Genomic DNA, 24,699 nt, shown 5'->3' with positions numbered 1-24,699 from the left:
CCGCCCTTCCGGACCCCGACGCCCCGGGGACTGACGACCCGGACCACGACGATCCGGAGCCTGACGACCCGGACCCGACGCTCCGGAGCCCTAGTCCGGCAGGCGCAGGGCCAGGCCGTCCAGCACGACGTCCAGGCCGTAGGCGAACTTGCTCTCGCGCAGCGCCACCGGATCGGCCGACTCGGCGGCGCTCGCGGCGTACGCGTCGGCCAGGTGGGCGTAGGGGGCGGCGGCCTGCTGGGCCGCGGGCATCAGGCGGGCGACGAAGTCCGCCTCGCTCTCGCCGGATCGGGCGACCGTGGTGAGCCAGGCCGCCTCGGTGGTGCTCACCCCCATGACGTAGCTCAGCACGGGCTCGATGGCGCGGCCCGGTTCGGCGAACCCCGCAGCCGTGAACAGCGAGGCCAGCCGCTCCGAGAAGGACATCAGGTTGGGGCCGAGGTAGGCGAGGCCCGCCTGACCGAGCACCGAGGCGAGCCACGGGTGCCGCAGTGCGGTCGCGCGGAAGGAGCCCGCGGCCTCGGCGACGGCGGCGCGCCAGTCGGGGCCGTCGGCCGAGGGGACCTGGATCTCGGCGGCGACCTCGTCCACGGCCAGCTCCATCAGCTCGTCCTTGGTGGCGACGTGCCGGTAGAGGGACGTCGCGCCCGCGTTCAGCCGGGCGCCCAGCTTGCGCATGCTCAGCGCCTCGATGCCGTCGACGTCCAGCATGGCGACCGCCTCCCGGACGATCGCGTCCCGGCTGAGCGCGGGCTGGTCGGGCTCGCGGCGCCCTCGGGCCCACACGGACGGGACGGGGCGGGGGTTCTGCGTCTCGGCGGCCACGGCTCTGCTCCCAAAGGGGTCGACTGACGACGGGCGAACATCGTGCGCGTCCAGCGTACAGAGTTCCCCGTTGCGCACACCGTTCCGATCTGCGTACAGTGTGCGCATCGAGCGGAACGCTGTACGTAGCGCTCGGCAGGCCGCCGTCGGAACAGTGTGCGCATCGCGAGAACACCGTGCGCACGACGAAAGGACAGGACGTCATGGAAACCCGTAGTCCCCGCCGCTGGTGGATCCTGGTCGTGCTGTGCCTGAGCACGCTGGTCCTGACGATCGACAGCATGGCGCTGACCGTCGCGGTGCCCTCGATGACCGAGGACATCGGCGCGAGCGCCCAGGACACCCAGTGGATCCTCGACTCCTACATCCTGGTCTTCGCCGGCCTGCTGCTGACCTCGGGAAGTCTCGGTGACCGTTTCGGCCGCCGACGGGTGATGCTGATCGGCCTGACGCTTTTCGGGGCGGCCTCACTGGCCGCCACGTTCTGCACCGACCCCGGCGAGGTGATCGCCGTCCGCACCGCGATGGGCGTCGGCGGGGCGCTGATCATGCCGTCCACGCTGTCCATCCTCATCACCGTCTTCGACGAGGAGGAGCGCGGCAGGGCGATGGCGGCGTGGGGCTCGGTGTCCATGCTGGGCCTGGTCGGCAGTCCGGTCCTCGGCGGCGTCCTCATCGACCACTTCTCCTGGCACTCGATCTTCCTGATCAACGTCCCGGTCGTCGTGCTCGCCGTCGTCGCCGCCTTGACCCTGATGCCGGAGTCCAGGGCGCCCTGGCAGAAGCCCGACCCGCTCGGCGCGGTGCTCTCCGCGGTCGGCATGACCTCCCTGGTCTGGTGGATCATCGAGCTTCCGCTGCACGGCGCGTTCGGCGGGCGCTCCACCCTCGGCCTCGCGGTCGCCGTCCTCGGCCTGGCCGGGTTCGTGGTCTGGGAGAACGTGACCCCCTCGCCGATGGTCCCGCTGGTCCTCTTCAAGCACCGCAACTTCAGCGGCGGTTCGCTCTCGCTGGCTCTGGTGCAGATCGGCAACGGCGGTCTGCTGCTGGTCCTCACCCAGTACCTGCAGTTCGTCCTCGGCTACTCCCCCGTCCGGGCCGGCCTCGCCTTCCTGCCGTTCGCCCTCGCGGCGCTGGCCGGCAACGGGGCGGGCGTGCACCTCGCCGGGAGGATCGGCAACCGGTTCGTCGTCCTGGCCGGGATGCTCGTGATGGCCGCCTCCTTCGCGCTCCTCGCCACGGTCGGCGCGGACTCCGGCTTCACCGTCCCGGCCGTGGCGCTGGGACTGCTCGGACTCGGCGCCGGACTCGCGATGCCCGCCGCCGTCGCCGCCCTCATGGGCACCATCCCCGCGGACAAGGCGGGCGTCGGCTCGGCCCTGAACGACACCGTCCAGCAGGCCGGCACCGCGCTCGGCATCGCGATCCTCGGTTCCCTGCTGACCAGCGGATTCGCCGCCGAGATGCCGGCCGACGCCCCCGAGGCGGCCCGGCAGTCGATCGGCGGGGCGTTGGCTGCGGCCGGCGGCGACCGCACTCTCGTGCGGGCGGCCCGGGAGGCTTTCACCGCGTCGATGACGACGACCTTCACGATCAGCGCGATCGGTGTCCTGGCAGCGGCCGCCCTGGCGGCCCTGGTCATGCGGGACGCCCGGCCGCAGCAGCCGGTCGCCGAGGCACCCGCGGAGGAACCGCAGCCGGTCGCCTGACCGTCACGGCTCCCGCACCGCGAAGGCCGACGCCCCACGGGGGCGCCGGTCTTCAGCGTGTCCGACGCGTGCGGCGTGCCCGGCGTGCCCGGCGTGTCGGCGGACTCCGGCCGTCGTCACCGTGATCCAGGACGACGGTGCGACCGGGCCCGCGTGCGGCGTGCGGCTGCGGTGTGCGGCCACGCCGGGTGGCGTGTCAGCGGACGGTGGTCCAGCCCGGGATCGTGGGGAGGACCTGCTGGGCGATGCGCAGCAGTGCCGTGTCGTCCGGACGCACGTCGTCCTGGCGCCAGATGGAGAGCTCGTAGGACCCGCCGCCGTCCTTGACGTCCGGGGCGACGACCAGGGTGCGGGCGACGCCGCCGGGCGCGGTCTGCGACTTGCCGCCGCCCAGGTTGAACTGGATGGCGATCGTCGGGCTCGAGTAGAGCACCGCGGGGTGACCCGCGATCGTCTTCGTCTGCGCCTCGTTCAGCAGGTCCTGCATCCCGCCGATCGGCAGGCCGTCGTAGGACCGCGACAACTTCACCGTGTAGGTGTCCAGTTGGACGGTCCCCTCGGGGGACGGGATGCTCTTTCCCCCCGTCTCGACCGAGCCGTCGCTGCCGTAGGCGGTCCGCGCGTACTCCGTCGGCGTGCCGAGGAGCGTCGGCAGGTCCGTGCGGTTGAGCGCCGTGCACAACTGCGTCCCGGAGAGGCGCTGCGCCGCCTTCGCGGCCTCGTCGGCCTTCTTGTCCTCGTCGTCGGCCCGGCAGGTGGCCGGCTTGTCGGCGGCCTTGGCGTCGTTCTGCTGGATCACGTACAGCGCGCCCCCCAGCGCGCCGACCACCACCAGCGCCGCGATGGCCTGAGCCCATGCGTTCGGGCCCTTCTCGGCCGCGGCGACTTCCTCGGTCATGTCCCCCATTACCCCCGGTACCCCCAGCTCGCGCCGGATGCGCGCGGAGGGAGCGTAGCGGGTGATCAGGCCACGGGGGAAGCGCGTTCCCGCCACGGCCCGCCCCGGGAGGTCGTCGGGGCGGGCCGCGGCGTCGGGAGCGGTGGAGGTCAGTTCACGTTGACGGCGCTCCAGGCCGCCGCCACCGCGTTGTACTCCGTGCTGCCGGCGCCGTACAGGTCACGGGCGGCGTTCAGGGTCGCCGTCCGCGCGCCCGCGTACTTGGTGGAGGACGTCATGTAGACGGTCAGGGCCCGGTACCAGATGGCGCCGAGCTTGTCGCGGCCGATGCCGGTGACCGTCGAGCCGTTGGACGTCGGGGAGTTGTAGGTGACGCCGTTGATCGTCTTCGTTCCGCTGCCCTCCGCGAGCAGGTAGGCGAAGTGGTTGGCGACTCCCGAGGAGTAGTGCACGTCGAGGTTGCCGACCGAGCTGCTCCAGTAGTCGGCCGAACTGCCGTCCTTGCTCGGCTTGTCCATGTAGCGCAGGGCGTCCCGGCCGAACCCGGAGCGGACGATCTTCTCGCCGATGAGGTAGTCACCGACGTCGGAGGAGTTGTTGGCGTAGAACTCCACCAACGAGCCGAAGATGTCGGACGTCGCCTCGTTCAGACCGCCGGACTCGCCCGAGTACGTCAGGTTCGCCGACTTGGACGTCACGCCGTGCGACATCTCGTGGCCGGCCACGTCCAGCCCCACCAGCGGGCCGAGCTGCGTGGCGTTGCCGTCGCCGTACGTCATGCAGAAGCAGCTGTCGTCCCAGAAGGCGTTGGCGTAGTTGTTGCCGTAGTGGACGCGGTTGTAGGAGCCCTTGCCGTCGCCTGCTATGCCGTTGCGGCCGTGCACGTTCTTGTAGTAGTCCCAGGTCACGTTGGTGCCGTACTGGGCGTCCACGGCCGCCGTCGCGCGGTCGGCCGCGGCTCCCGTCCCCCAGTGGTTGTCGGCGTCCGTGAACAGCGTGGCGGGGGCGCGGCTGAAGCAGATGCCGAAGATGCACAGGTCGGTCTTGTTCTCCGCGTCGCCGGTGTACGTGTTCCCGCGCGTCGGGTCCTTGAGCTGGTACGTCGAGCCCGACTGGGTCGTCTCCAGCGCGACCGTGCCGCCGTACAGGGACTTGCCGTCGCCGGAGACCGTCTCCAGGGCGTCCCAGGCGTCGATCTGGGCGCCGGTGCGCGCGTCGGTCAGCACTGTGCGGGCGACCGGGTTGCCGAGCGAGTCCAGGCCCACGGCGTTGGTCCGCCAGGCCAGTCGCGGGGCGCCGTGCAGGGCGTCGACGACCAGCTGCGGCTTGGCCTTCACCTGGTTCAGGCGTTCGCCGAGGTTGGCCGCGCGCAGGGCGTTCACGGCGACGTCGGCGGCTTGGGGAGCGGACAGCTTCGGGGTGATGCTCGGCAGTTCGATCGCCGCCCCGGTCGCGCGGTTCGCGCTGCGGTACGTGCCGTCGGGGGCCAGGTGAACGACGAAGTCCCCGCCGAGCACGGGGAGTTTGCGGTAGGTGCGGTCGTAACGGACGTGCTGGGCGCCATCCTTGTCGACGACCACGTCACGGACGGACGTGCTCTGCCCGGAGGTGAGGCCCAGGGCCGCGGCCCGGTCGGCGAGGACCGCCGCCGCGTTGTCGAGGGCGGTGGCGCGGGTCGGTCTGTCGGCCGCGCCGGCGGCCGGGGAGAGCGCGGCCGCCAGGAGTGCGGCCGTGGTGACGGCGATGCCGGTGGTGGCGAGACGGGAACCTCGGACGTGCTGCCGTATCCGACTCATCAGTCTCTTCGGTCTCCTCAAGAAGGCGCCGTGGGGGCGCGCGTGGGGATGGCGCTGACGTCGTCCTGGCATTTAAGAGGCCTCGACATGTCATGTCCATAGCATCGACGCGAGGGACCCGTGCAGGGCCGGTGAGGGGAGAGAATCGTTTCCGTGACCGCCCCCGCACTCCCCTTCTTCGTCTACGGCACCCTGCGCCCCGGCCAGGTCAACCACGACCTCTTCCTGCACGGCCGCACCCTGCGCGAGGAACCGGCCCGGCTGCCGGGCGCGGTGCTGTACGACGGGCCCGGCTATCCCTACGCGGTCGAGGCGCCGGGCGAAGCGGGCGCGACCGTCGCCGGGGACCTCGTGACGGCCCGCCCCGAGGAGTACGCCCGCCTGCTCGACGAGCTCGACCGGCTGGAGGAGTACGCGCCCGGCGACCCGCACAACCTCTACGAGCGCGTCGCGCGCGAAGTGACGAGGCCGGCGGCCGACGCCGCTCCCGTCCGCGCCTGGGTGTACGTGGCCGCACCCGCCGTCGCCGTCCGTCTGCGGGTACGCGGGAAGCCGATCGATGGCGGCGACTGGCTCACGCGGCGCTGACCGGTCACCCGTTCACACCTCCCGCAGACGGATTTCCGAGCGAAGCCGTACACACGCACGTGACCTGGTGAAACGCGACCGCACAGCACCCCGGCCACCGGCCGTCCGACACCCGTTCGCCCCATTCCTGACACACCATCAGCAAGCGCGTCCGCTCCGCTGCGACTTACCTCGGAAGGGCAGGGAATCTCGAGGAGCGAGCTCGAAGGAGCATCGATGCGACGACGCACCACCCGTCTGCCGACCGCCCGTCTGCTGACCGGTACCGCGCTCGCCGTCACCGCCGCGGCCGCCTTCGCCGCGCCCGCGTACGCCGTCACCGCACGCGGAGGCACCGGTACCGGCGCCGGGCGTCTGGAGGTGTACCCGGCCACCGCGGTGCCGGGCGGGCAGGTCTCGGTGAACACGGCGGACTGCGGGGCGGGCGCGGCGGCCGGCGACGCCGGAGCCGTGGGCGCCGGCCGTTTCCCGCTCGCGCCCGGCGCCCACGAGGGCGAGGCGGCCGGACGGTTCGGGGTGCCGCCGAGCGCGCAGCCCGGCACCTACGAGATCGTCGCGGAGTGCGCCTCGGACGGCCGGCGCATCACCGGGGACCTGGTGGTCGTGCTGGCCTCGGACCGGCAGCAGACGCTGCCGCGAGGAAGTGTGAAGACGGGGGTCGGCGGCGCACTGGGCCCCGACCCCGTACAGACCGCGGCCGGCGTGGCGGCTCTCGCCGTCGCCGCCGCGGGCGGTACCTGGCTCCTGCATCGCCGGGCGAGAGGCGACGGGATCTGACGGACACCCTCCGCTGTCCGTCCGCCGGTACCGCATGTCCCCTCCCCCTCCGGGTCCGACGCCCCTCGCGACCCGGAGGGGGACACGGGAGTCGCCGCACGCTTCCCACCCGCCCGCTCCCACCCGCCCGACGTCTGCACGCCGGGCGTCACCGCGCCGGACGTCACCGCGCCCGACGTCACCGCGCCCGATGTCACCGCGCCTGACTTCCCGGAACCGGACGTCACAGAAACGGGGTCTCCCGATGCTCAGGGTCGGCAACACCGCCATAGCCGCCGTCACCGCGGCCGCCCTGTGCGGCGGCGCGTGGCTGCTGCGCAGCGGCGCCGAGACGCACGCCCCGCCGCAGCCGTCCGCCGCCCAGGCCCACGCGGCCGGCCCCGACCGTGCGGGCAGGTCCGCCCCGGCGCTGCCGCCCTCACCGCCCGACCGCATCCGCATCCCCGCGATCCATGTGGACGCCCCGCTGACGGGCCTCGCCCTCACCCCGTCCGGCAGCCTCGACGTCCCGCCCGCCGAGAAGGAGAACCTCGCCGGCTGGTACGAGGCGGGCACCACCCCCGGCGAGACGGGCACCGCGATCGTCGCCGGCCACGTCGACAACGCCGACGGACCCGCCGTCTTCTACGACCTCGGCGCGCTGCGCAAGGGCAGCGCCATCGAGGTGGACCGGCGCGACGGCGGCGTCGCCGTGTTCACCGTGGACGCCGTCGAGGTCTACCCGGCCCGCGACTTCCCCGACGAGAAGGTGTACGGGGCGGCGAGCAGGCCCGAACTGCGGGTGATCACCTGCGGCGGGGGCTACTCGAAGGCGACCGGCTACCAGGGCAACGTGGTGGTGTTCGCCCACCTGACGTCAGCCCACAGCTGACCGACCCGCCCCCGCCCGCGCGCCCGGCCGCCGCCCCGCTGACCCGGCCGTCCACCGCCCCGCACGCCCAGTCATCCGCCGCCCGCGCGCCCGGCCCGCCTGCGCCCCGCACGCGCGGCCGCCTCCGCCCCGCATGCCCGGCCGCCCGCCGTCCGCTCACCCGGCCTCCTGCGCGCCGCGCGCCCGGCCGGCCACCGTCCGCCGTCCGCTCACTCGGGTATCCGGGCCGGACCCGGAACCCTCACACCCCCGCTCCTCGCCCGCTGAGGGCAGCGTTCCTCGCGGGAAACAACCGTGATGCGGCCGGGTAACGTCGGCACCGCACGCTCCTTGACATGACCTCGAATTCGCGTGTGGTGGTGATCGGAGCCGGCCTCGCGGGCGCCCGACTCGCCCGCCGGCTCGGCGAGCTGGGCACGCCCGCACTGCTCGTCGGCGAGGAGGAGCACCGGCCCTACAACCGGGTCCTGCTCGCGGAGGTGCTGGCCGGCCGGTACGCCCCCGAGGTGATCGCGCTGCCCGCGCCCGCCGGACTGGTCCGGGCCCGGGTCACCGGCATCGCCCGCGACCGGCGGACCGTCTCCTGCGCTGACGGCTCCGAGATCGCGTACGGCACGCTCGTCCTGGCCACCGGCTCCAACCCGGTGCTGCCGCCGCTGCGCGGCCTGTTCACCCCCGACCACGTCCTGCCGGAAGGCGTCCACGCCTTCCGGACCATGGACGACTGCCTCGGCCTGTCCAAGGCGGTACGGCCGGGTGTCCGGGCGGTCGTCATCGGCGGCGGACTGCTCGGCGTCTCGGCGGCCCGCGCGCTCGCCGTGCGCGGCGCGCAGGTCGTCCTCGCCCAGCAGGCCGAGCGCCTCATGGAGCGCCAGCTCGACCCGAACGCCTCCCGGCTGGTCCTGCGGCACCTCAAGGACCTCGGCGTCGAGGTCCACACCGAGTGCCGGGTGCGCGACGTGCGCTGCCTGGGCGGCGCCGTCCGCTCGGTGGAGATGTCCGACGGCTACGCCCTCGACGCCGACCTGGTGGTGCTGGCCTGCGGCGTCTCGCCCCGCGCCGGCCTCGCCAAGGACGCGGGGATCGCCGTCCACAAGGGCATTCTCGTCGACGACGAGCTGCGCACCTCCGACCCGCACATCCGCGCGATCGGCGACTGCGCACAGCACGACGGGACCGTGTACGGGCTCGCCACGCCCGCCCTGGAACAGGCGGACGCCCTGGCCGAGTCGCTCGCCGGGCGGCCCTCCCGCTACACCGGAACCCGCGTCCTCACCCGGCTCACCCTCGCCGGCAACAGCGCCTTCGACCTCGCCGCGTTCGGCGAGACCGAGCCGCTCCCCGGCGACGACGTCGTGCAGCTCGCCGACGCCACCCGAGGCACCTACCGCAAGGTCGTCGTCCGCGACGACCGCCTGGTCGGCGGGGTCCTCGTCGGCGAACTCGGCACCGTCGGCGCGCTCGCCCGCGCCTGGGAGGGAGCAGAGCCGCTGCCCTCCGACGGCGGCCCCCTGCTCCACCTGCTCACCAACGATGGAGGCTCCTGATGACCGCCACCCCGGAGGCCACGGAGGCCACCCCCACGATCGTCCTCGTCGGCCACGGCATGGTCGGCCAGCGCTTCCTCGAGGCGCTCGCCGAGCGCGGCCTGACCGCCACCCACCGCGTGGTGGTGCTCTGTGAGGAGCCGCGTCCCGCCTACGACCGCGTCGCCCTCACCTCGTACTTCTCGGGGAAGACGCCCGAGGACCTCTCCCTCACCGACCTGGAGTTCATCGCCGCGCACGGCATCGAGCTGCACATCGGCGACCCCGCGGAGACCGTCGACCGCGACGCCCGCCGGGTGACCGCCCGCTCGGGCCTGGTCGTCGACTACGACGTCCTCGTGCTGGCCACCGGCTCCTACCCGTTCGTCCCGCCGGTCCCGGGCAAGGACGCCGAGGGCTGCTTCGTCTACCGCACGATCGACGACCTCCTCGCCATCGAGGAGTACGCGAGGACGCGCGCCACGACCGGCGCCGTCGTCGGCGGCGGGCTCCTCGGACTGGAGGCGGCGGGCGCACTCAAGGGCCTCGGACTCACCTCCCACATCGTGGAGTTCGCGCCCCGGCTGATGCCCGTCCAGGTCGACGCGGGCGGCGGCGCGGCCCTGCTGCGCACCATCGAGGACATGGGCCTGTCCGTGCACACGGGCGTCGGCACCCAGGAGATCGTCGTCGGCGAGGACGGCGCGGTCACCGGCATGAAGCTGTCCGACGGCTCCGAACTCGCCGCCGACATGGTGGTGTTCAGCGCCGGTGTGCGCCCCCGCGACCAGCTCGCCCGCGACTGCGGACTGACGGTCGGCGAGCGCGGCGGCATCACCGTCGACGAGCAGTGCCGGACCGTCGCCGACCCGCACGTCTTCGCGATCGGCGAGTGCGCGCTGGCCGCCGACGGCCGGGTGTACGGCCTGGTCGCGCCCGGATACGAGCAGGCCGAGACCGCGGCGGCGACGATCGCGGCCGACGAGGCCAGCTTCACCGGCGCCGACCTGTCGACCAAGCTGAAGCTGCTCGGCGTGGACGTGGCGTCCTTCGGCGACGCGCACGGCACCGCCGAGGACTGCCTGGACGTCGTCTACTCCGACTCCCGCTCCGGCCTGTACAAGAAGCTGGTCATCGGCCGTGACGGCACCCTGCTCGGCGGCATCCTGGTCGGCGACGCGGAGTCCTACGGCACCCTGCGGGCGTTCACCGGATCCGTGCCGCCCGTCTCCCCCGAGTCGCTGGTCCTGCCCGCCGGTTCCGGGGAGGCCGTCCAGCTCGGCCCGTCCGCGCTGCCCGACGAGGCGATCGTCTGCTCCTGCCACAACGTGTCCAAGGGCACCATCCGCGGCGCGGTGACGGAGCACTCCTGCACGACCGTGCCCGAGGTGAAGAAGTGCACCAAGGCCGGTACCGGCTGCGGCAGTTGCGTGAAGGTACTCGGCCAGCTGGTCACCGCCGAGCTGGAGGCGAGCGGCGTCGAGGTCGACAAGGGCCTGTGCGGCTGCTTCTCACAGACCCGCGAGGAGCTGTACGAGATCGTCCTCGCCCTGCGCATCAACACCTACCAGGACCTCCTGGACCGCTACGGCCGCGACGGCGCCCGGGGCGGCGACGGCTGCGACGTCTGCAAGCCCGCGATCGGCTCCATCATCGCGTCCCTCGCCCCGACCATCGGCGCGAGCGGCTACGTCCTGGACGGCGAGCAGGCGGCGCTGCAGGAGACCAACGACCACTTCCTGGCCAACCTGCAGAAGAACGGCTCCTACTCGGTCGTCCCGCGCATCCCCGGCGGTGAGATCACCCCCGAGGGCCTGATCGTGATCGGTGAGATCGCCCGCAACTTCGGCCTCTACACGAAGATCACCGGCGGCCAGCGGATCGACATGTTCGGCGCCCGCGTCGAACAACTCCCCCTGATCTGGACCCGGCTGGTGGACGCCGGCTTCGAGTCCGGCCACGCCTACGGCAAGTCGCTGCGCACCGTGAAGTCCTGCGTCGGCCAGACCTGGTGCCGCTACGGCGTCCAGGACTCCGTCCGCATGGCGATCGACCTGGAGCTGCGCTACCGGGGGCTCAGGTCGCCGCACAAGCTCAAGTCGGCGGTGTCGGGCTGCGCCCGCGAGTGCGCCGAGGCCCAGTCGAAGGACTTCGGCGTCATCGCCACCGCCAACGGCTGGAACCTCTACGTCGGCGGCAACGGCGGCGCCACCCCGCGCCACGCCGACCTGCTCGCCCAGGACCTGTCGGACGCCGAACTCGTCCGGCTGATCGACCGGTTCCTGATGTTCTACATCCGCACCGCCGACCGCCTGGAGCGCACCTCGACCTGGCTGGAGCGCATCCCCGGCGGCCTGGACCACGTCCGGGACGTGGTGGTGGAGGACTCGCTCGGCATCTGCGAGGAGCTGGAGTCCCTGATGACGGCGCACGTGGCGCACTACGCCGACGAGTGGGCGACCACCATCAACGACCCCGAGAAGCTGGCCCGTTTCGTGTCCTTCGTGAACGCGCCGGACACTCCCGACCCGGTCGTCGGCTTCGTCCCCGAGCGCGACCAGATCAAGCCCGACCTGCCGCTGCTGACCATCGGCCACCGACCCCTGGAAGGGAGTGCCCAGCGATGACCCTGGCGCCCGAGACCACCGACCTGAAGGTTCAACTCCGGCTGGCGCAGCACGCGGAGGAGTGGTTCACGGTCTGCGACCTGAGCCTGCTCGTCCCCGGCCGGGGCGTGGCCGCCCTGCTGCCGGACGGCCGCCAGGTCGCCCTGTTCCGCGACCGCGCCGGCGAGCTGTACGCCGTCGACAACCGCGACCCGTTCAGCGGCGCGGCCGTCCTCTCCCGCGGCCTCACCGGCACCCACCGCGGCCGCCCCTTCGTCGCCTCTCCCCTGCTCAAGCAGCGCTTCGACCTCACCAGCGGCGAATGCCTGGACGACGAGACGGTACGCATCCACACCTACGAGGTCCGCACGGCCTGAGGGCTGGGGGCGCGGGCCGAGGGCCGGGAGGGGGCGGGCCGGGGCGCGGCCTGCCCGGCCGCCCTCAAGCCGTCGAGGGGCAGACCGTCAGGCCTTCAGGCCTTCAGGCCTTCAGGGCGTCGTACGACACCCCGGTCAGCTCCTCCGAGGCGGTCCACAGCCGTGCCGCCACCCGGTCGTCCAGGGTCCAGGACGCGCGCCAGGAGGGTGCGGGAGCGCCGCGCCACATCGCGAGGGACGGGCCGGTGAACGAGTCGGGGCGCACGCCGGGCGCGGTCGCGGCGTACAGGGCGGGCAGCGCACCGGCCTCGGCGGGCTGGGCGAGCACCCGGTTACCGAGCGCCATCATCCGCTCGGCGATCCGGCGTCCCTCCGCACGAGGACCGGCCGTCTGCAGGTTGGTCGACGCGTATCCCGGGTGCGCGGCCGCCGCCACGACGTCGGCGCCGGTCGCCGCGAGCCTGCGCGCCAGCTCGTGCGTGAAGAGCAGGTTGGCGGTCTTGGACCGTCCGTAGGCCACCCAACGGCGGTAGCTTCTGCCGGAGTTGAGATCACCGAGATCGACGGCGCCGAGCAGGTGCGCCATGCTGGACACGGTCACGACCCGAGGTCCGGGGGTCCGATCCCCCGCGGCGAGCAGCCTGGGCAGCAGAAGCCCGGTGAGGGCGAAGTGCCCGAGGTGGTTCACTCCGAACTGCGTCTCGAACCCGTCGGCGGTGACGCCGTACGGCATCGCCATCACACCGGCGTTGTTGACGAGCAGGTCGAGCCGCTCGTACGGCAGCGACGCGGCGAACGCCCGCACAGAGGCGAGATCCCCGAGGTCGAGCGAGCCCAACTCCACCTCTGCCTGCGGCACTTCGGCGCGCAACCGCTCGACGGCGTCCCTCCCCCGCACCTCACTGCGGCAGGCGAGCACGACGCGTGCACCCCGCCGCGCGAGCTCCCTCGCGGTCACATACCCGAGCCCGCTGTTGGCCCCGGTGACCACGGCCGTACGACCACGCTGATCAGGCATGTCGCGCACACTCCAGGCAGCCATGGCCGTCCTTCCTCCGTGCTCCCAGCCCCGTTGGCAGGCACAGCGTACGGCGGCCGTCGCCGGGACCGGGCGAGGGGCCTCAGCCGCCGCCCACCCGATACCCGTCCGCGTAGCCGATCAGCGTGGTCTCCGACCTCAGCTCCACGGGACGCTCGCAGAGGACGACGACGTCCTCCAGCGGCCACCACCGGCCGACCCGGTACAGGGCCTCCTGCGCGGTCTCCAGCGCCGGCGAGGCGGGCAGTCCCGCGGCGGCCAGCATGCAGCGCCACCGGATCAGCTCCCACGCCGAACCCCAGCAGTCCAGGCCGCCGCCGAACTCCTCGTAGAAGTAGATCTGCTCCCGGCTCGGCGGCGGTGGCGGCGTGATGACGTCCCCGTCCCGCTCGGGCCGCACGATGCGCTCCGGAACGGGACCGCGGATCCTCCCCAGCAGGTCGTGGTGGACCGAGACGGCGAAACGGGTCAGGGACGGGGGCGGCGACGAGCCGAACCGCTTCGTCATCTCCTGCTCCAGCTCGTACGCGCCGTGCACGTCCCGGTCCCAGTAGAAGTCGAGCTGGTCGTACATCGGGAAGCCCAGGGCATCCACCAGTCGTGCCTGCGCGTCGGCGGAGTCGATGAACGCGTGCCCCACCGGTCGTCTCACCCTCCCGGCCGCCTGCACCTGTTCGCGAAGCAGTTCCTCGGCCCGCTGCGCGAACTCCGGCGGCACCGATATCGGCGGCCCTGCGACGGCGTCGCCGAGCAACGTGCCGTCGAGCCGGTCCTCCCACCCGTGGCGCATCACCCAGGACGCCAGCGCGCCGCCCAGCGGTGACTCCATCCACACCGCCGTCCGCGGAACGGTCATGCCGTGGGCCCGGTACACCTCGGCGACCGCCGCCTCCGCCGCCGCCCGGTCACAGCGCTCAGTGGACAGCGCCGCCCTCAGTAACCTGTCGGACTCCCCCGCCACCCGCTCCGCGACCGCCTCGGTCACCAGTTCTTCATATCCCATACCCGTCATCTCCCCCTCCGCCACCCGGCCCACGCCCGGCCCACGCCAGGGGTGTTCGCCCGCCCCCATCCCTGGCGACGGGTACGTTCTTGACCCTCACACCGTGTCAGGCGGTCACCTCGGAGACATCATGTTCACCATCGGAGACTTCGCCCGTCACGGCCGCGTCTCGGTCCGCATGCTGCGTCACTACGACGCGATCGGACTGCTGCGCCCGGCCCACGTCGACCCCGCCAGCGGCTATCGCCACTACACGGCCGCCCAGCTCGCCCGCCTCAACAGGATCATCGCCCTCAAGGACCTCGGATTCACCCTCCAGCAGGTTCAGGACATCGTGGACGAGAAGGTCGGCCTCGAGGAACTGCGCGGCATGCTGCGGCTGCGGCGGGCCGAACTGGAGACCGCGATGGCCGCCGCGGGAGCACGTCTGGTCCAGGTCGAGGCGAGGCTCCGGGCCATCGAGAACGAGGGACACATGCCCACGAACGACGTCGTGATCAAGAGCGTCGCTCCCATCAGGGTGGCGGAACTGACCGCCACGGCGGCGAGTTACGGGCCTGAGGACATCGGCCCCATCATCGGGCCGCTCTACGACGAACTGTTCCGGTGTCTGGACTCGGCGGGCATCACCCCCACGGGCCCCGGCATCGCGTACTACGAGGACGCCCCGGAGGGCGGCGGCAGGATCAGCGTCCACGCCGCCGTCCAGGTCTCCGCCGCTCTGCGGGACGGCGTCCTCCGCGTCGTCGACCTGCCGTCCCTCGACGGGGCGGCGACCATCGTGCACCGCGGCTCGATGGACACCGTCCTCCCCACCGCCCAGGCGCTGGCCCGCTGGATCGACGCCAACGGCTACCGGCCCATCGGATACCCCCGGGAGGTCAACCTGGAATGCCCCGAGAACCGCGACGAGTGGGTGACCGAACTGCAGGCCCCGCTGCGCCGGACCTGACCACTCGCGCCCCGGACGCTGTCGCCCGGGTGGGTCAGCTCGTGGCCGGGACCACGGGGCCGAAGGAGGCAGCGGCTATCTTCTGGACGTAGCGGACCTCGGTGCCGTCCACGCCGGTGGGGTTGATCGAGTAGACGATCTTGCGGGAGAGGTCTCGGGCGGCGAACACACCGCTGGTGTAGCCGGGACGGGAGCCGGTCTTGCCCCACACCACGGCGCCGTTGGATGCCTTGACCCGCATCAGGCCCATGGTCATACAGGCCCGCCCGGCGTCGGCCTCGGTCCGGCACTGGCTGCTGCGGAAACTGGGGACGTCCGGGACCGCGAAGAGCTCGGCCTGCTGGGCCGGCGGAAGGAAGCGGCCACGGAAGAGCGAGGATATGAAACGGTCGAGGTCTGCGGGGGTGGAGATCATGCCGCCCTCGGCCCAGGGCCAGGGACTCTGCTCCGTGACGTCCACCGGGTGCGTCGTGCCGTCCGAGGACTTGACCGTCAAATAGCCGTGGGCGTGCGGGCTGGGCAGCCGCGGATCATGGGCGTCGGGAACGTACGTATCGTGCAGGTCCAGGGGCCGGGTGATGCGGGACCGCACCTCTTCGGCGAAGCCGTGCCCGGTGACCTTCTCGACCAGCAGGCCGGCGACGAAGTAGTTCATCCCGCTGTACTGCTGCGCGGTGCCCGGCGCGAACTGCATGGGCTGGCCTGCCATCAGGTCGATGACCTGCTGCGGTGTGAAGCTCTTGAAGCGGTTGGCGGCGAACCATTCAGGACTGCCGTCCCCGAAGTCGGAGCCGCCGGCGCCGCGCGGAAGGCCGCTGGTGTGGTTGAGCAGCTGACCGACAGTGACAGGCGGCAGGTCGGCGGGCACGACGCCCGGCAGATACCGCTGGACGGGCTCGTGCAGGTCGATCCGGTGCTCGGCAGCGAGCTGGAGAACGATCGTGGCGGTGAACACCTTGGAGATACTGCCGACGCGGATATGCGCATTGGACGGCACGCCCTGACCGGTCTTCAAGTCGCCCACCCCCGCGGTGCCCGACCAGTGGCCCGCACGGCCGGTGATCCGTAACAGCGCGCCGGTGACGTCCGCATTCGGCAGGCCGCCGATGGCCGCCTGGAGCGCGACCGGGTCCAGCCCGGGCAACGGCGCGGATACGGCAGCGGGTGTCGAGCCCGAAGTGGCGGCGGAAGCCGGCGCGGCCAAAGCCGTGGCCAGCAGGCTTCCGCAGGCGGCCAGGGTGATCCAACCGGTTCGACGGGCAGAGCTGTTCACTGTGGGGCACTCCATGAGGGTGATGGGTGATGGGTGATGGTGACGGGACCGGCAATCGACCGGCCCACCACCAGTCTCATCCGCACCGACACCCCAGCCCATCAGGGAGCCCCCTGAGCCGACCCCGATCCAACCCTGGTACGTGCTCGGCTCCCGCATGCCGTTCCGGCGACGCAACAAGAAGAGGGGCGGCGCCCGACCAGGCACCGCCCCTCATCACCCCGCCACTAATCCCGCCGAATCAACTCCGGATCGATCCGCCGCCCCACCAACGGCAAGGACCCAAGAGCGGCGACAACGACAACCCCGACCGCCGCCCCCAACAACAACGGCAACCCGTCACCGTCCCAGAAGGTCTCACCCCCGCCGGTGACCAGATAACTGGACTCGGTCATCTTTCCCGTCACTACGGCGAGCACGAGCCCGATACACAACGGTAGAACGACCTGGGCCACTTGCACGGCTTGCAGAGTTCGAACCTTTGCCCCCAACAACGTCAACGCCGTGACCTGAGCCCGACGCTCCATGGCCCTGTCAGTGGCAGCAACGAGATAGGCCACCACGCCGATGACCAGCCCCAGCACCATGCCAACGGCGAGGAGTGTCTTGATGACGGTGATCTGCTGGAGCGAAGTGATGACGATGCCGGGCGTATCTACTGCAGTCGTCGGGTCAACTCCAGCGATGCCATCTAGGACAGAACGCACCGTTTCGGGCGCTGAACTACTGAGGAGGACGAGGGTGGCTCTAGCGGGACGAAAACCTGACGGAAGAGCATTGGGCGGGAGGAGAACGTCGCCGCTATGCAAGGAAGGTAGACCTGGATAATCCCTGTACCAGAGTTGCTTAGCCGGCAATGTCAGGTGCACGACTCTACTCTGCTTTTCACGCAAGACATGAAACGGGAAGACCATTCCTGGTTTGTCAGTCTCGTCATAGCTCTGATTCGGATCCATTAGTCGAACGGCTCGCCCATCCACACATCCATCAGCCCTCACAACAATCGCCCGCAACTGATTACATGTCGCGACTACAGCGCTGACCATGCCTTGGGGCTGATCTGCACCAAGATCTCTCCAGGAGTCCATGACAACAGCATGAGCACGAACACCCTTGACTTGTTCCCACGCCCTCTGCTTCTGATTAGAGACTCCATCTAGGGAGATCTGATAGAGCTGAACTGGCGAGGTGTTTTTGGAAACCTGGGCCAACTCGACGAGCACGCCTTGCACGAGCGAGGCAGAGAAGATCAGCAACACCAGGCTGGTCGCAACTCGCAACACTCCACCAGACTCTGCCTCGTTTCGCCGCATAGCCAGTCCCAGCGAAAGCGATTCGGTAGAGCGAGCCATTCGTCGAGCAAGCGAGCGGGAAAGTAGCGGTAGGCTGAGTACGATTCCGCCGCCGACTAGCACGACGGCAATAGGAATCAGGATCGAAGACAGTTCGGTATCTCGGGGCTGACGCCCCAACGCGCCAAGCAGACAATACGTGACCACGATGCCCATCCCCGGAGCCACCAGGAGCAACCCCCACCTGCTGGGCTGCTTTTCAACAGCACTGCGCCGTACGGCTAGCGGACTGTCCGCCGCTTCGCTGGCGCTAGACCGGCCTACGATCCACGCCAAGGTGGTGGTACACACCACACAGAGGATGATCGTCGATTCAGACAACGCGCCATCGGACGGATACCACTTAAAGCCAGGCAAGCCTGTCCGCGAGACGCACTGGTTAACGATCCAATATGCGCCAAGGCCAGCAACAGAGCCTAGTAGGGCTGCTGCAACTGTCTCGGCAGCGTTTACCCTTTGGGTGCCCTTCCTGCTCAACCCGATGAGCCGCAGAGCAGCAAGCCTTCGACCTCGAGACGCGGCGGAGAGCCTGGCGCATACGGAAAGAAAGACCACAAGCGGGAGCAGCACAACACCGGTGAGGGTGAAACGCAGAATCTCTAGTGTCGAAGGCTCTACGGTGTCATATGGCGGCACCTGTGTACCGAATGTGGTCACACGGTGGCCACCCTCGAGGGCGTGTCGGTCAATGCCTACGTACGCATACAACTCATCCGGATAAGCCAGACCAGTCGCTCCGATTAGCCCTTTATCTTTACCTGGCAAAAGTTGAGCAAGACCAGGCTCCCGCCGTAGCACATCACGCAGACGAGGGGAAAGAAAGACCTCCCCCGCGCCGGGAAGCTCAAGCAGCCCAGGCGGCGGCGTAATGATCTTGCTTCCTCTGGCTACAAAAACGCGAGTGAGTGGCTTAGAACCGTACGGGTCAGTTCTCGTGAGGGCGAAAGAGTCCCCCATTGCAGCAATACATTGGCCGCTGAAGTTCACTCTGTCGCAATCAGGTTCACGCGCTGCCATGCGTCCGTCCTGCGCAGCCAGAATCCCGGGAATCGCCAACACGACGGCAAGGCAGCAAACACCGATTGCACTTCCCGTCGCCATGAGCAGAAAGCGCACGCGGTTTCCACCAGCGCTCCCCAACAGCAGCTTTGTTCCGAGGATGAGCTCTCTCACGACACCTCCCGAATATGGGCCGCGATTTTACCGTCACACATGATGTAGCGACTATCCGCACGCGCTGCCACTTGGTCATCGTGTGTGACCAACAGCACGGCGGTCCCCTGTGAGCGAGCGAGGGCCAGGAACTCCTCCAGCACAGCTGCAGCATTGGCGCTGTCAAGTGATCCGGTCGGCTCATCCGCAAAGACCACGGCTGGCTTGTGTACCAACGCACGAGCGACTGCGACCCGTTGACTCTGCCCTCCTGAAACCTGTGAAGGCCTGCGCTTCCGCAGATCTGATAGTCCGAGCCGCTCCAGGACTTCACCAGCAGCGGCAAGAGCCGGGGCTTTGCGCTGCCCGGCAAGCCGCAGAGGCAGGGCCGTGTTCTCCTCCACGGTGAGCTCCGGGAGCAGTTCGCCATACTGGAACACAAACCCGAAGCGTTCACGACGCAGGGCGCTGAGTTCCTCATCATCGAGTTCACCAAGGACTCGCCCCTCAAACCGGACTTCACCACGCGACACTGGCAGAACCCCGGCAAGGCAATACAACAGCGAGGATTTACCTGAGCCACTCTGCCCAGTGATAGCCGAGACTTCGCCACGGTTCAGACTGATGTCAGCCGCCTTGACAGCAGGGGTTGCACCGTAAAAGAGGTCAACTGCCGTTCCAGTGAGAACTTCTGACGTACTAATCATTGCCACCTTAAAGAGCGGGAGCCCAGACGCAGATGCCCCTGGGCTCTGAGCTGCGTGGGTCTCAGTCGCGGTGATGCGACAAGCTCTTGGTCTTCGAGCAGTTGTCAGGATGCAGGGATCCTCGGTCACGGCAAGCACGGATCTTTGCTTGAGTCGTGTAGCGCTGCGCGCCGTCCCAGTTGAAGTGATGCATGTTCACCGTGCGGCGTTGTTTGCCGTTGTAGCGCACCCAACCGTGCCCCTCGACCTGCACCTGCATATAGACGTTATGGCCGTCGCCGGCAGAGTCGTCATGAAGCAGCCCTGACCACTCAAAGGCCCCGTGCTGCGTACCGGGCGGGTTGAACTTGAACGCGCCCTCTGTGAACTCCACTCCTCCCGAGTGAAGCCTCTCGATGCTGCCCGACTGCACAGCCAACGCGGTCCCAGCCCCCAGGAAGAGCAGTCCTGCCGCGACCACTGTCGTCATTGCCCGCCTCACGCCATACCTCCATCACCACCAGCGACGCTGTCATCGCCTTGAGTAACGGACTGTAGCGGTGCGTATGTTGACAGAAACGATCTATCACCGCGTAACCACCACATCAGGTGATCGACTTCAAGCCACCCCATGCAAAAAGAAGACGGCACCCCCCGCACGGGGTGCCGTCTTTCTTGGGGCCGGGGCCGTCATCGATCGGTGAGGGTCGGGGACCGGCGGCGGCTCCGGGGTTCTTGGCCCGGCAGGGCTCAGCGGTGGTCGCTGCCCACCGACTGGGTTGCCGCCCGGCCTGCCTCGAGGCGGGCGACCGGGATGCGGAACGGGGAGCAGGAGACGTAGTCCAGGCCGACCTCGTGGAAGAAGTGGACGGACTCCGGGTCGCCGCCGTGTTCGCCGCAGACGCCGAGCTTCAGGTCGGGGCGGGTGGCGCGGCCCGCCTCCGCCGCGGACTTGACCAGTGAGCCGACGCCGTCCCTGTCGATGGTCTCGAAGGGGCTGACGCCGAAGATGCCCTTCTCCAGGTAGGCCGTGAAGAACGAGGCCTCCACGTCGTCGCGGCTGAAGCCCCACACCGTCTGCGTGAGGTCGTTCGTGCCGAAGGAGAAGAACTCGGCTGCTTCGGCGATCTGGCCGGCGGTGAGGGCCGCCCGCGGGAGTTCGATCATCGTGCCGATCGCGAGCTTCAGCTCGACGCCGGTGGCCGCCTCGACCTCGGCGATGACCTGGTCGGCCTCCTCGCGGACGATCTCCAGTTCCTGGACCGTGCCGACCAGCGGGATCATGATCTCGGCACGCGGGTCGCCCTTGGCGTTGCGGCGCTCCGCCGCCGCCTCGGCGATGGCGCGGACCTGCATCGTGAACAGGCCGGGGATGACGAGGCCCAGGCGCACGCCGCGCAGGCCCAGCATCGGGTTCTGCTCGTGCAGCCGGTGCACCGCCTGCAGCAGCCGCAGGTCGTTCTCGTGGGACTCCTGGCGGGACTCGGCCAGCGCCACTCGTACGGACAGCTCGGTGATGTCGGGCAGGAACTCGTGCAGCGGCGGGTCCAGGAGACGGACCGTCACGGGGAGGCCGTCCATGGCCTCGAAGAGCTCGACGAAGTCCTTCTTCTGGAGCGGGAGCAGCTGCTTCAGCGACTCCTCGCGCTCCTCCTGCGTGTCCGCCAGGATCAGGCGCTCCACCTGCTCGCGGCGGTCGCCGAGGAACATGTGCTCGGTGCGGCACAGGCCGATGCCCTGGGCGCCGAAGCGACGGGCGCGCAGCGCGTCCTCGGCGTTGTCGGCGTTGGCGCGGACGCGCAGCCGGCGCTTGCGGTCGGCGAAGGCCATGATGCGGTGGACGGCTTCGACGAGCTCGTCGGCGTCGTCGGCGCCCGCGTGCATGCGGCCCTCGAAGTACTCGACGACCGGGGACGGGACGACGGGTACCTCGCCCAGGTAGACCTTGCCGGAGGAGCCGTCGATGGAGATGACGTCGCCCTCCTCCACCACGTGGCCGCCCGGCACGGTCATCCGGCGGCGCTTGGTGTCGACCTCGAGCTCCTCGGCGCCGCAGACGCAGGTCTTGCCCATGCCGCGGGCCACGACCGCGGCGTGGGAGGTCTTGCCGCCGCGGCTGGTCAGGATGCCCTCGGCGGCGATCATGCCGTCCAGGTCGTCGGGGTTCGTCTCACGGCGGACGAGGATGACCTTCTCGCCGGAGCGCGACCACTTAACGGCCGTGTAGGAGTCGAACACGGCCTTGCCGACGGCCGCGCCCGGGGAGGCCGCGATGCCCCGGCCGACCTTCTCGACCTTCGCGTCCTCGTCGAAGCGCGGGAACATCAGCTGGGCGAGCTGCGCGCCGTTGACGCGCTGCAGCGCCTCCGTCTCGTCGATCAGGCCCTGGTCGACGAGCTGGGTGGCGATGCGGAACGCGGCGCCGGCGGTGCGCTTGCCGACGCGTGTCTGGAGCATCCACAGATGGCCGCGCTCGATGGTGAACTCGATGTCGCAGAGGTCCTTGTAGTGGTTCTCCAGCGTCTCCATGATGCCGAGCAGCTGGTCGTAGGACTTCTTGTCGATCTGTTCCAGTTCGGCGAGCGGGACGGTGTTGCGGATGCCGGCGACGACGTCCTCGCCCTGGGCGTTCTGGAGGTAGTCGCCGTAGACGCCCTGGTGGCCGGAGGCGGGGTCGCGGGTGAAGGCGACGCCGGTGCCCGAGTCGGGGCCGAGGTTGCCGAAGACCATCGAGCAGACGTTGACCGCGGTGCCGAGGTCGCCGGGGATGCGCTCCTGGCGGCGGTAGAGCTTGGCGCGGTCGCCGTTCCAGGACTCGAAGACGGCCTTGATGGCGAGGTCCATCTGCTCGCGCGGGTCCTGCGGGAAGTCCCGGCCGGCCTCGGTCTTGACGATCTTCTTGAAGCGGGTGACCAGCTTCTTCAGGTCGGCCGCCTCCAGCTCGGTGTCGACGGCGACCTTCTTCGCCTTCTTCGCCGCCTCCAGCGCGTCCTCGAAGAGCTCGCCGTCGACGCCGAGGACGGTCTTGCCGAACATCTGGATCAGCCGGCGGTAGGAGTCCCAGGCGAAGCGGGCGTCGCCGGCCTGCTCGGCCAGGCCCTGGACCGACTTGTCGGAGAGGCCGATGTTCAGGACGGTGTCCATCATTCCCGGCATGGAGAACTTCGCGCCGGAGCGTACGGACACCAGCAGCGGGTCGTCGGCCTGGCCGAGCTTCTTGCCCATGCGGTCCTCGAGGGCGACGAGGTGTGCACTCACCTCGTCACGCAGTGCCGCCGGCTCTTCGCCGCTGTCGAGGTAGACCTTGCAGGCCTCGGTGGTGATGGTGAACCCGGGAGGGACGGGGAGGCCCAGGTTGGTCATCTCGGCGAGGTTCGCGCCCTTGCCGCCGAGGAGGTCCTTGAGTTCCTTGTTGCCCTCGGTGAAGTCGTAGACGAACTTCACGCCCTCAACGCTCGCGGCCTGCTCGGCACCATGAAGATCTTTGCTTTCCGACACGGGTCTCGACTCCTCGAGGACGCGGTGGCTGCCCTGACGGGCAGGAACATACCCAGATCAAAGGCTTCTGGGTACGTCCACTTGCGCGTCATGCGCGCGTAACCAGCCGTCTGCCAGCGGATCGAAAGTCAAGGCTTGGCAAGCGCAGGGCAGTCGATGTTTTCACCTCTTGAACGCAAGCACCTCCCATCCGTCGTCAATTGCGCTCACATGAGCATCGAGTGACGCGATTGATTTCGATCGATGAACGATCAAGGGGTGGCACTCAGTGCCACCCCTTGGAGAAGTGCAGTCGCTCCCGATTCGCTCATCTGAGCACTGCCCCCCTCAGGGGTGGCGAGAATCACGCTTCCTCGGACCTCCCCATGTCACCATGCGGACGCCCCGAGCGCCCGTTGCACGAGCACCCCGTCACGCGAGCACCCCGTCACACGAGCACCCCGTCACACGAGCACCCCGTCACACGAGCACCCCGTCACACGAGCGCCCCGTCACACGAGCGCCCCGTCACACGAGCGTCCCGTCACACGAGCGTCCCTCAGACCCCCAGGGCCAGCAACCGCGCCTCGGCCCGCTCGGGCGCGTACAGGTGCTCCACGACCAGCGCACCCGCCCCGACCAGGCCCGCCCGCTCCCCCAGCCGTGAGGTCACGACGTCCAGCCGGGCCGTGGAGCGGGGCAGCGCGCGCTGGTAGAGCAGCTCGCGCACGCCGGTGAGGAAGGCGGTTCCGGCCAGGTCCCCGGCGATCATCAGCACCCCGGGGTTGAGCAGCGTCACGACCGTCGCCAGGACGTCCCCGACCCTGCGGCCCGCCTCACGGGCCAGCGCGGCCGCCTCCGGGTGCCCGGCGGCGAGCAGGTCGCGCACATCCGAGCCGGACGCAGCCGGCACTCCCGCCTCCGCCAGCCGACGGGCCACGGCGCCGCCGCTGGCGACGGCCGCGAGACAGCCCTGCGAACCGCAACGGCACAGCGCGTCCGCGCCCACCCGGATGTGCCCGATGTCGCCGGCCCCGCCGTCCACCCCCCGGAAGATCGCGCCGTCGACCACGACCCCGGCGCCGATGCCGGTCGACACCTTGACCAGCACGAACGCCGAGCAGTCGGGGTGGCCGGTGCGCTGTTCGCCGTATGCCATGAGGTTCGCGTCGTTGTCGACGAGGACCGGGACCGCGGCGGGCGCCCCGGCCCGTTCCGTGAAGGCGCGGGACAGGCGACCCCGTATGTCGTAGCCGTCCCAGCCCGGCATGATCGGCGGCTGGACGACCCGCCCGGTCCCGGAGTCCACGGGGCCGGGGACGCCGAGTCCGATGCCGCAGACCTCTTCCGGCCGGTGGCCCGCCTTCTCCAGCAGGTCGGCGAACCAGCCGCCGAGCGCGCCGAGCACGGCGTCCGGGCCGTCCTCCACGACCAGCGTGCCGCCGCACTCCGCCAGGATCTCCCCGGTCAGCGTCAGCACGGCGGCGCGTGCGTGCCGGGTGTCCAGGTCCGCCGCGAGGACGACCGCGTGGGCGTCGTCGAACTCGAGGGTGATCGAGGGGCGGCCGCCCAACGGGGAGTCCACGGGGCCGCCGGCGCCCTCGCGGAGCCAGCCCGCGCGGAACAGACGGTCCAGGCGCTGGCCCACGGTGGCGCGGGAGAGTCCGGTGGCCTGCTGGAGGGCGCCGCGGGTCGTCGCGCGGCCCGTGCGCACCAGTTCGAGCAGATCTCCGGCGCTGCCCTGACCTCGTCCCGTCATGCGCACCCCCTTGTGTTCATCAAGCCTGCATTA

Annotated in this window: 19 protein-coding genes and 1 pseudogene; 8 read left to right on the top strand and 12 right to left on the bottom strand. The window is 70.2% G+C overall.

Annotation, left to right across the window (positions count from 1 at the left end):
• Positions 1-90: 90 nt before the first annotated feature.
• A complete protein-coding gene (locus tag OHS82_RS28405; protein ID WP_057574780.1) occupies positions 91-825 on the bottom strand; it encodes a TetR/AcrR family transcriptional regulator in 735 nt (244 codons plus the stop codon).
• Between the two features lie 203 nt (positions 826-1,028).
• Between OHS82_RS28405 and OHS82_RS28400 the strand changes: the two genes are divergently transcribed.
• On the top strand, positions 1,029-2,534 hold the full coding sequence (locus OHS82_RS28400) for an MFS transporter (RefSeq protein ID WP_057574779.1): 1,506 nt from the start codon (positions 1,029-1,031) through the stop codon (positions 2,532-2,534).
• Positions 2,535-2,730: 196 nt separating this feature from the next.
• Here the strand turns inward: OHS82_RS28400 and OHS82_RS28395 are convergent, their stop codons facing one another.
• Together OHS82_RS28395 and OHS82_RS28390 are read right to left on the bottom strand one after the other, a co-directional pair.
• Positions 2,731-3,432 carry a DUF6215 domain-containing protein gene (locus OHS82_RS28395; protein WP_057574868.1) on the bottom strand — a complete coding sequence of 234 codons (702 nt, stop codon included), beginning with the start codon at positions 3,430-3,432 and terminating at the stop codon, positions 2,731-2,733.
• Between the two features lie 149 nt (positions 3,433-3,581).
• A complete protein-coding gene (locus tag OHS82_RS28390; protein WP_328434783.1) occupies positions 3,582-5,228 on the bottom strand; it encodes a M4 family metallopeptidase in 1,647 nt (548 codons plus the stop codon).
• Positions 5,229-5,381: 153 nt separating this feature from the next.
• On the opposite strand from OHS82_RS28390, the gene OHS82_RS28385 reads away from it, so the two are divergent.
• The 6 genes from OHS82_RS28385 (at position 5,382) to nirD (ending at position 11,973) form a co-directional block, all read left to right on the top strand.
• On the top strand, positions 5,382-5,816 hold the full coding sequence (locus OHS82_RS28385) for a gamma-glutamylcyclotransferase family protein (RefSeq protein WP_328434782.1): 435 nt from the start codon (positions 5,382-5,384) through the stop codon (positions 5,814-5,816).
• A 216-nt stretch (positions 5,817-6,032) separates the two neighbouring features.
• Entirely contained in the window at positions 6,033-6,593 is a 561-nt protein-coding gene (locus OHS82_RS28380; RefSeq protein WP_328434781.1) for a hypothetical protein, read from the top strand.
• Positions 6,594-6,837: 244 nt separating this feature from the next.
• On the top strand, positions 6,838-7,464 hold the full coding sequence (locus OHS82_RS28375; RefSeq protein ID WP_057574776.1) for a class F sortase: 627 nt from the start codon (positions 6,838-6,840) through the stop codon (positions 7,462-7,464).
• Between the two features lie 335 nt (positions 7,465-7,799).
• Positions 7,800-9,011, top strand: a complete 1,212-nt coding sequence (locus OHS82_RS28370; RefSeq protein ID WP_328434780.1) for an NAD(P)/FAD-dependent oxidoreductase — start codon at positions 7,800-7,802, stop codon at positions 9,009-9,011.
• Positions 9,011-11,617, top strand: a complete 2,607-nt coding sequence (gene nirB, locus OHS82_RS28365) for a nitrite reductase large subunit NirB (protein WP_328434779.1) — start codon at positions 9,011-9,013, stop codon at positions 11,615-11,617. Before OHS82_RS28370 ends, nirB begins: the two co-directional genes overlap by 1 nt.
• Positions 11,614-11,973 (top strand): nitrite reductase small subunit NirD, encoded by a 360-nt coding sequence (gene nirD / locus OHS82_RS28360; protein WP_057574773.1) that lies wholly within the window; start codon positions 11,614-11,616, stop codon positions 11,971-11,973. The genes nirB and nirD overlap by 4 nt, the downstream gene beginning before the upstream one ends.
• A 103-nt stretch (positions 11,974-12,076) precedes the next feature.
• On the opposite strand, the gene OHS82_RS28355 is transcribed toward nirD, so the two are convergent.
• Entirely contained in the window at positions 12,077-13,015 is a 939-nt protein-coding gene (locus OHS82_RS28355) for an oxidoreductase (RefSeq protein WP_057574772.1), read from the bottom strand.
• Positions 13,016-13,094: 79 nt separating this feature from the next.
• Positions 13,095-14,015 carry a hypothetical protein gene (locus tag OHS82_RS28350; RefSeq protein WP_057574771.1) on the bottom strand — a complete coding sequence of 307 codons (921 nt, stop codon included), beginning with the start codon at positions 14,013-14,015 and terminating at the stop codon, positions 13,095-13,097.
• 130 nt (positions 14,016-14,145) lie between these two features.
• On the opposite strand from OHS82_RS28350, the gene OHS82_RS28345 reads away from it, so the two are divergent.
• A complete protein-coding gene (locus OHS82_RS28345; RefSeq protein ID WP_328434778.1) occupies positions 14,146-14,967 on the top strand; it encodes a MerR family transcriptional regulator in 822 nt (273 codons plus the stop codon).
• Between the two features lie 34 nt (positions 14,968-15,001).
• Here OHS82_RS28345 and OHS82_RS28340 read toward each other — a convergent pair whose 3' ends face one another.
• The 7 genes and pseudogenes from OHS82_RS28340 to OHS82_RS28310 all read right to left on the bottom strand — a co-directional run bounded on the left by OHS82_RS28340 (position 15,002) and on the right by OHS82_RS28310 (position 24,666).
• On the bottom strand, positions 15,002-16,240 hold the full coding sequence (locus OHS82_RS28340; RefSeq protein ID WP_328434777.1) for a serine hydrolase domain-containing protein: 1,239 nt from the start codon (positions 16,238-16,240) through the stop codon (positions 15,002-15,004).
• Positions 16,241-16,467: 227 nt separating this feature from the next.
• Positions 16,468-17,748 (bottom strand): ABC transporter permease, encoded by a 1,281-nt coding sequence (locus OHS82_RS28335; protein ID WP_328436186.1) that lies wholly within the window; start codon positions 17,746-17,748, stop codon positions 16,468-16,470.
• 168 nt (positions 17,749-17,916) lie between these two features.
• Positions 17,917-18,549: pseudogene (locus OHS82_RS28330) on the bottom strand (FtsX-like permease family protein); the annotation flags it as partial.
• 212 nt (positions 18,550-18,761) lie between these two features.
• Positions 18,762-19,451: an ABC transporter ATP-binding protein gene (locus OHS82_RS28325; protein ID WP_328434776.1), complete on the bottom strand. Its 690-nt coding sequence runs from the start codon at positions 19,449-19,451 to the stop codon at positions 18,762-18,764.
• A 61-nt stretch (positions 19,452-19,512) separates the two neighbouring features.
• Positions 19,513-19,920: a hypothetical protein gene (locus tag OHS82_RS28320; RefSeq protein WP_328434775.1), complete on the bottom strand. Its 408-nt coding sequence runs from the start codon at positions 19,918-19,920 to the stop codon at positions 19,513-19,515.
• A gap of 260 nt (positions 19,921-20,180) precedes the next feature.
• Positions 20,181-22,928: a pyruvate, phosphate dikinase gene (gene ppdK / locus OHS82_RS28315; protein ID WP_443061806.1), complete on the bottom strand. Its 2,748-nt coding sequence runs from the start codon at positions 22,926-22,928 to the stop codon at positions 20,181-20,183.
• Between the two features lie 538 nt (positions 22,929-23,466).
• Entirely contained in the window at positions 23,467-24,666 is a 1,200-nt protein-coding gene (locus OHS82_RS28310) for an ROK family protein (RefSeq protein WP_057574766.1), read from the bottom strand.
• Positions 24,667-24,699 lie beyond the last annotated feature (33 nt).

This window comes from Streptomyces sp. NBC_00425 (assembly GCF_036030735.1).
Lineage (GTDB): Bacteria > Actinomycetota > Actinomycetes > Streptomycetales > Streptomycetaceae > Streptomyces.
Note: the sequence above shows the minus strand (reverse complement) of the source record. Positions and strands in the feature narration are given on the sequence as shown.

What these genes read in the sequence shown, in the direction of transcription:
- OHS82_RS28400 (WP_057574779.1), top strand. Translation starts at nt 1,029, where the DNA reads ATGGAAACCCGTAGTCCCCGCCGCTGGTGGATCCTGGTCGTGCTGTGC.
- OHS82_RS28395 (WP_057574868.1), bottom strand. Translation starts at nt 3,432, where the DNA reads ATGACCGAGGAAGTCGCCGCGGCCGAGAAGGGCCCGAACGCATGGGCT.
- OHS82_RS28390 (WP_328434783.1), bottom strand. Translation starts at nt 5,228, where the DNA reads ATGAGTCGGATACGGCAGCACGTCCGAGGTTCCCGTCTCGCCACCACC.
- OHS82_RS28380 (WP_328434781.1), top strand. Translation starts at nt 6,033, where the DNA reads ATGCGACGACGCACCACCCGTCTGCCGACCGCCCGTCTGCTGACCGGT.
- OHS82_RS28375 (WP_057574776.1), top strand. Translation starts at nt 6,838, where the DNA reads ATGCTCAGGGTCGGCAACACCGCCATAGCCGCCGTCACCGCGGCCGCC.
- OHS82_RS28370 (WP_328434780.1), top strand. Translation starts at nt 7,800, where the DNA reads ATGACCTCGAATTCGCGTGTGGTGGTGATCGGAGCCGGCCTCGCGGGC.
- nirB (WP_328434779.1), top strand. Translation starts at nt 9,011, where the DNA reads ATGACCGCCACCCCGGAGGCCACGGAGGCCACCCCCACGATCGTCCTC.
- nirD (WP_057574773.1), top strand. Translation starts at nt 11,614, where the DNA reads ATGACCCTGGCGCCCGAGACCACCGACCTGAAGGTTCAACTCCGGCTG.
- OHS82_RS28355 (WP_057574772.1), bottom strand. Translation starts at nt 13,015, where the DNA reads ATGGCTGCCTGGAGTGTGCGCGACATGCCTGATCAGCGTGGTCGTACG.
- OHS82_RS28350 (WP_057574771.1), bottom strand. Translation starts at nt 14,015, where the DNA reads ATGGGATATGAAGAACTGGTGACCGAGGCGGTCGCGGAGCGGGTGGCG.
- OHS82_RS28345 (WP_328434778.1), top strand. Translation starts at nt 14,146, where the DNA reads ATGTTCACCATCGGAGACTTCGCCCGTCACGGCCGCGTCTCGGTCCGC.
- OHS82_RS28335 (WP_328436186.1), bottom strand. Translation starts at nt 17,748, where the DNA reads ATGGGCATCGTGGTCACGTATTGTCTGCTTGGCGCGTTGGGGCGTCAG.
- OHS82_RS28325 (WP_328434776.1), bottom strand. Translation starts at nt 19,451, where the DNA reads ATGATTAGTACGTCAGAAGTTCTCACTGGAACGGCAGTTGACCTCTTT.
- OHS82_RS28320 (WP_328434775.1), bottom strand. Translation starts at nt 19,920, where the DNA reads ATGACGACAGTGGTCGCGGCAGGACTGCTCTTCCTGGGGGCTGGGACC.
- OHS82_RS28310 (WP_057574766.1), bottom strand. Translation starts at nt 24,666, where the DNA reads ATGACGGGACGAGGTCAGGGCAGCGCCGGAGATCTGCTCGAACTGGTG.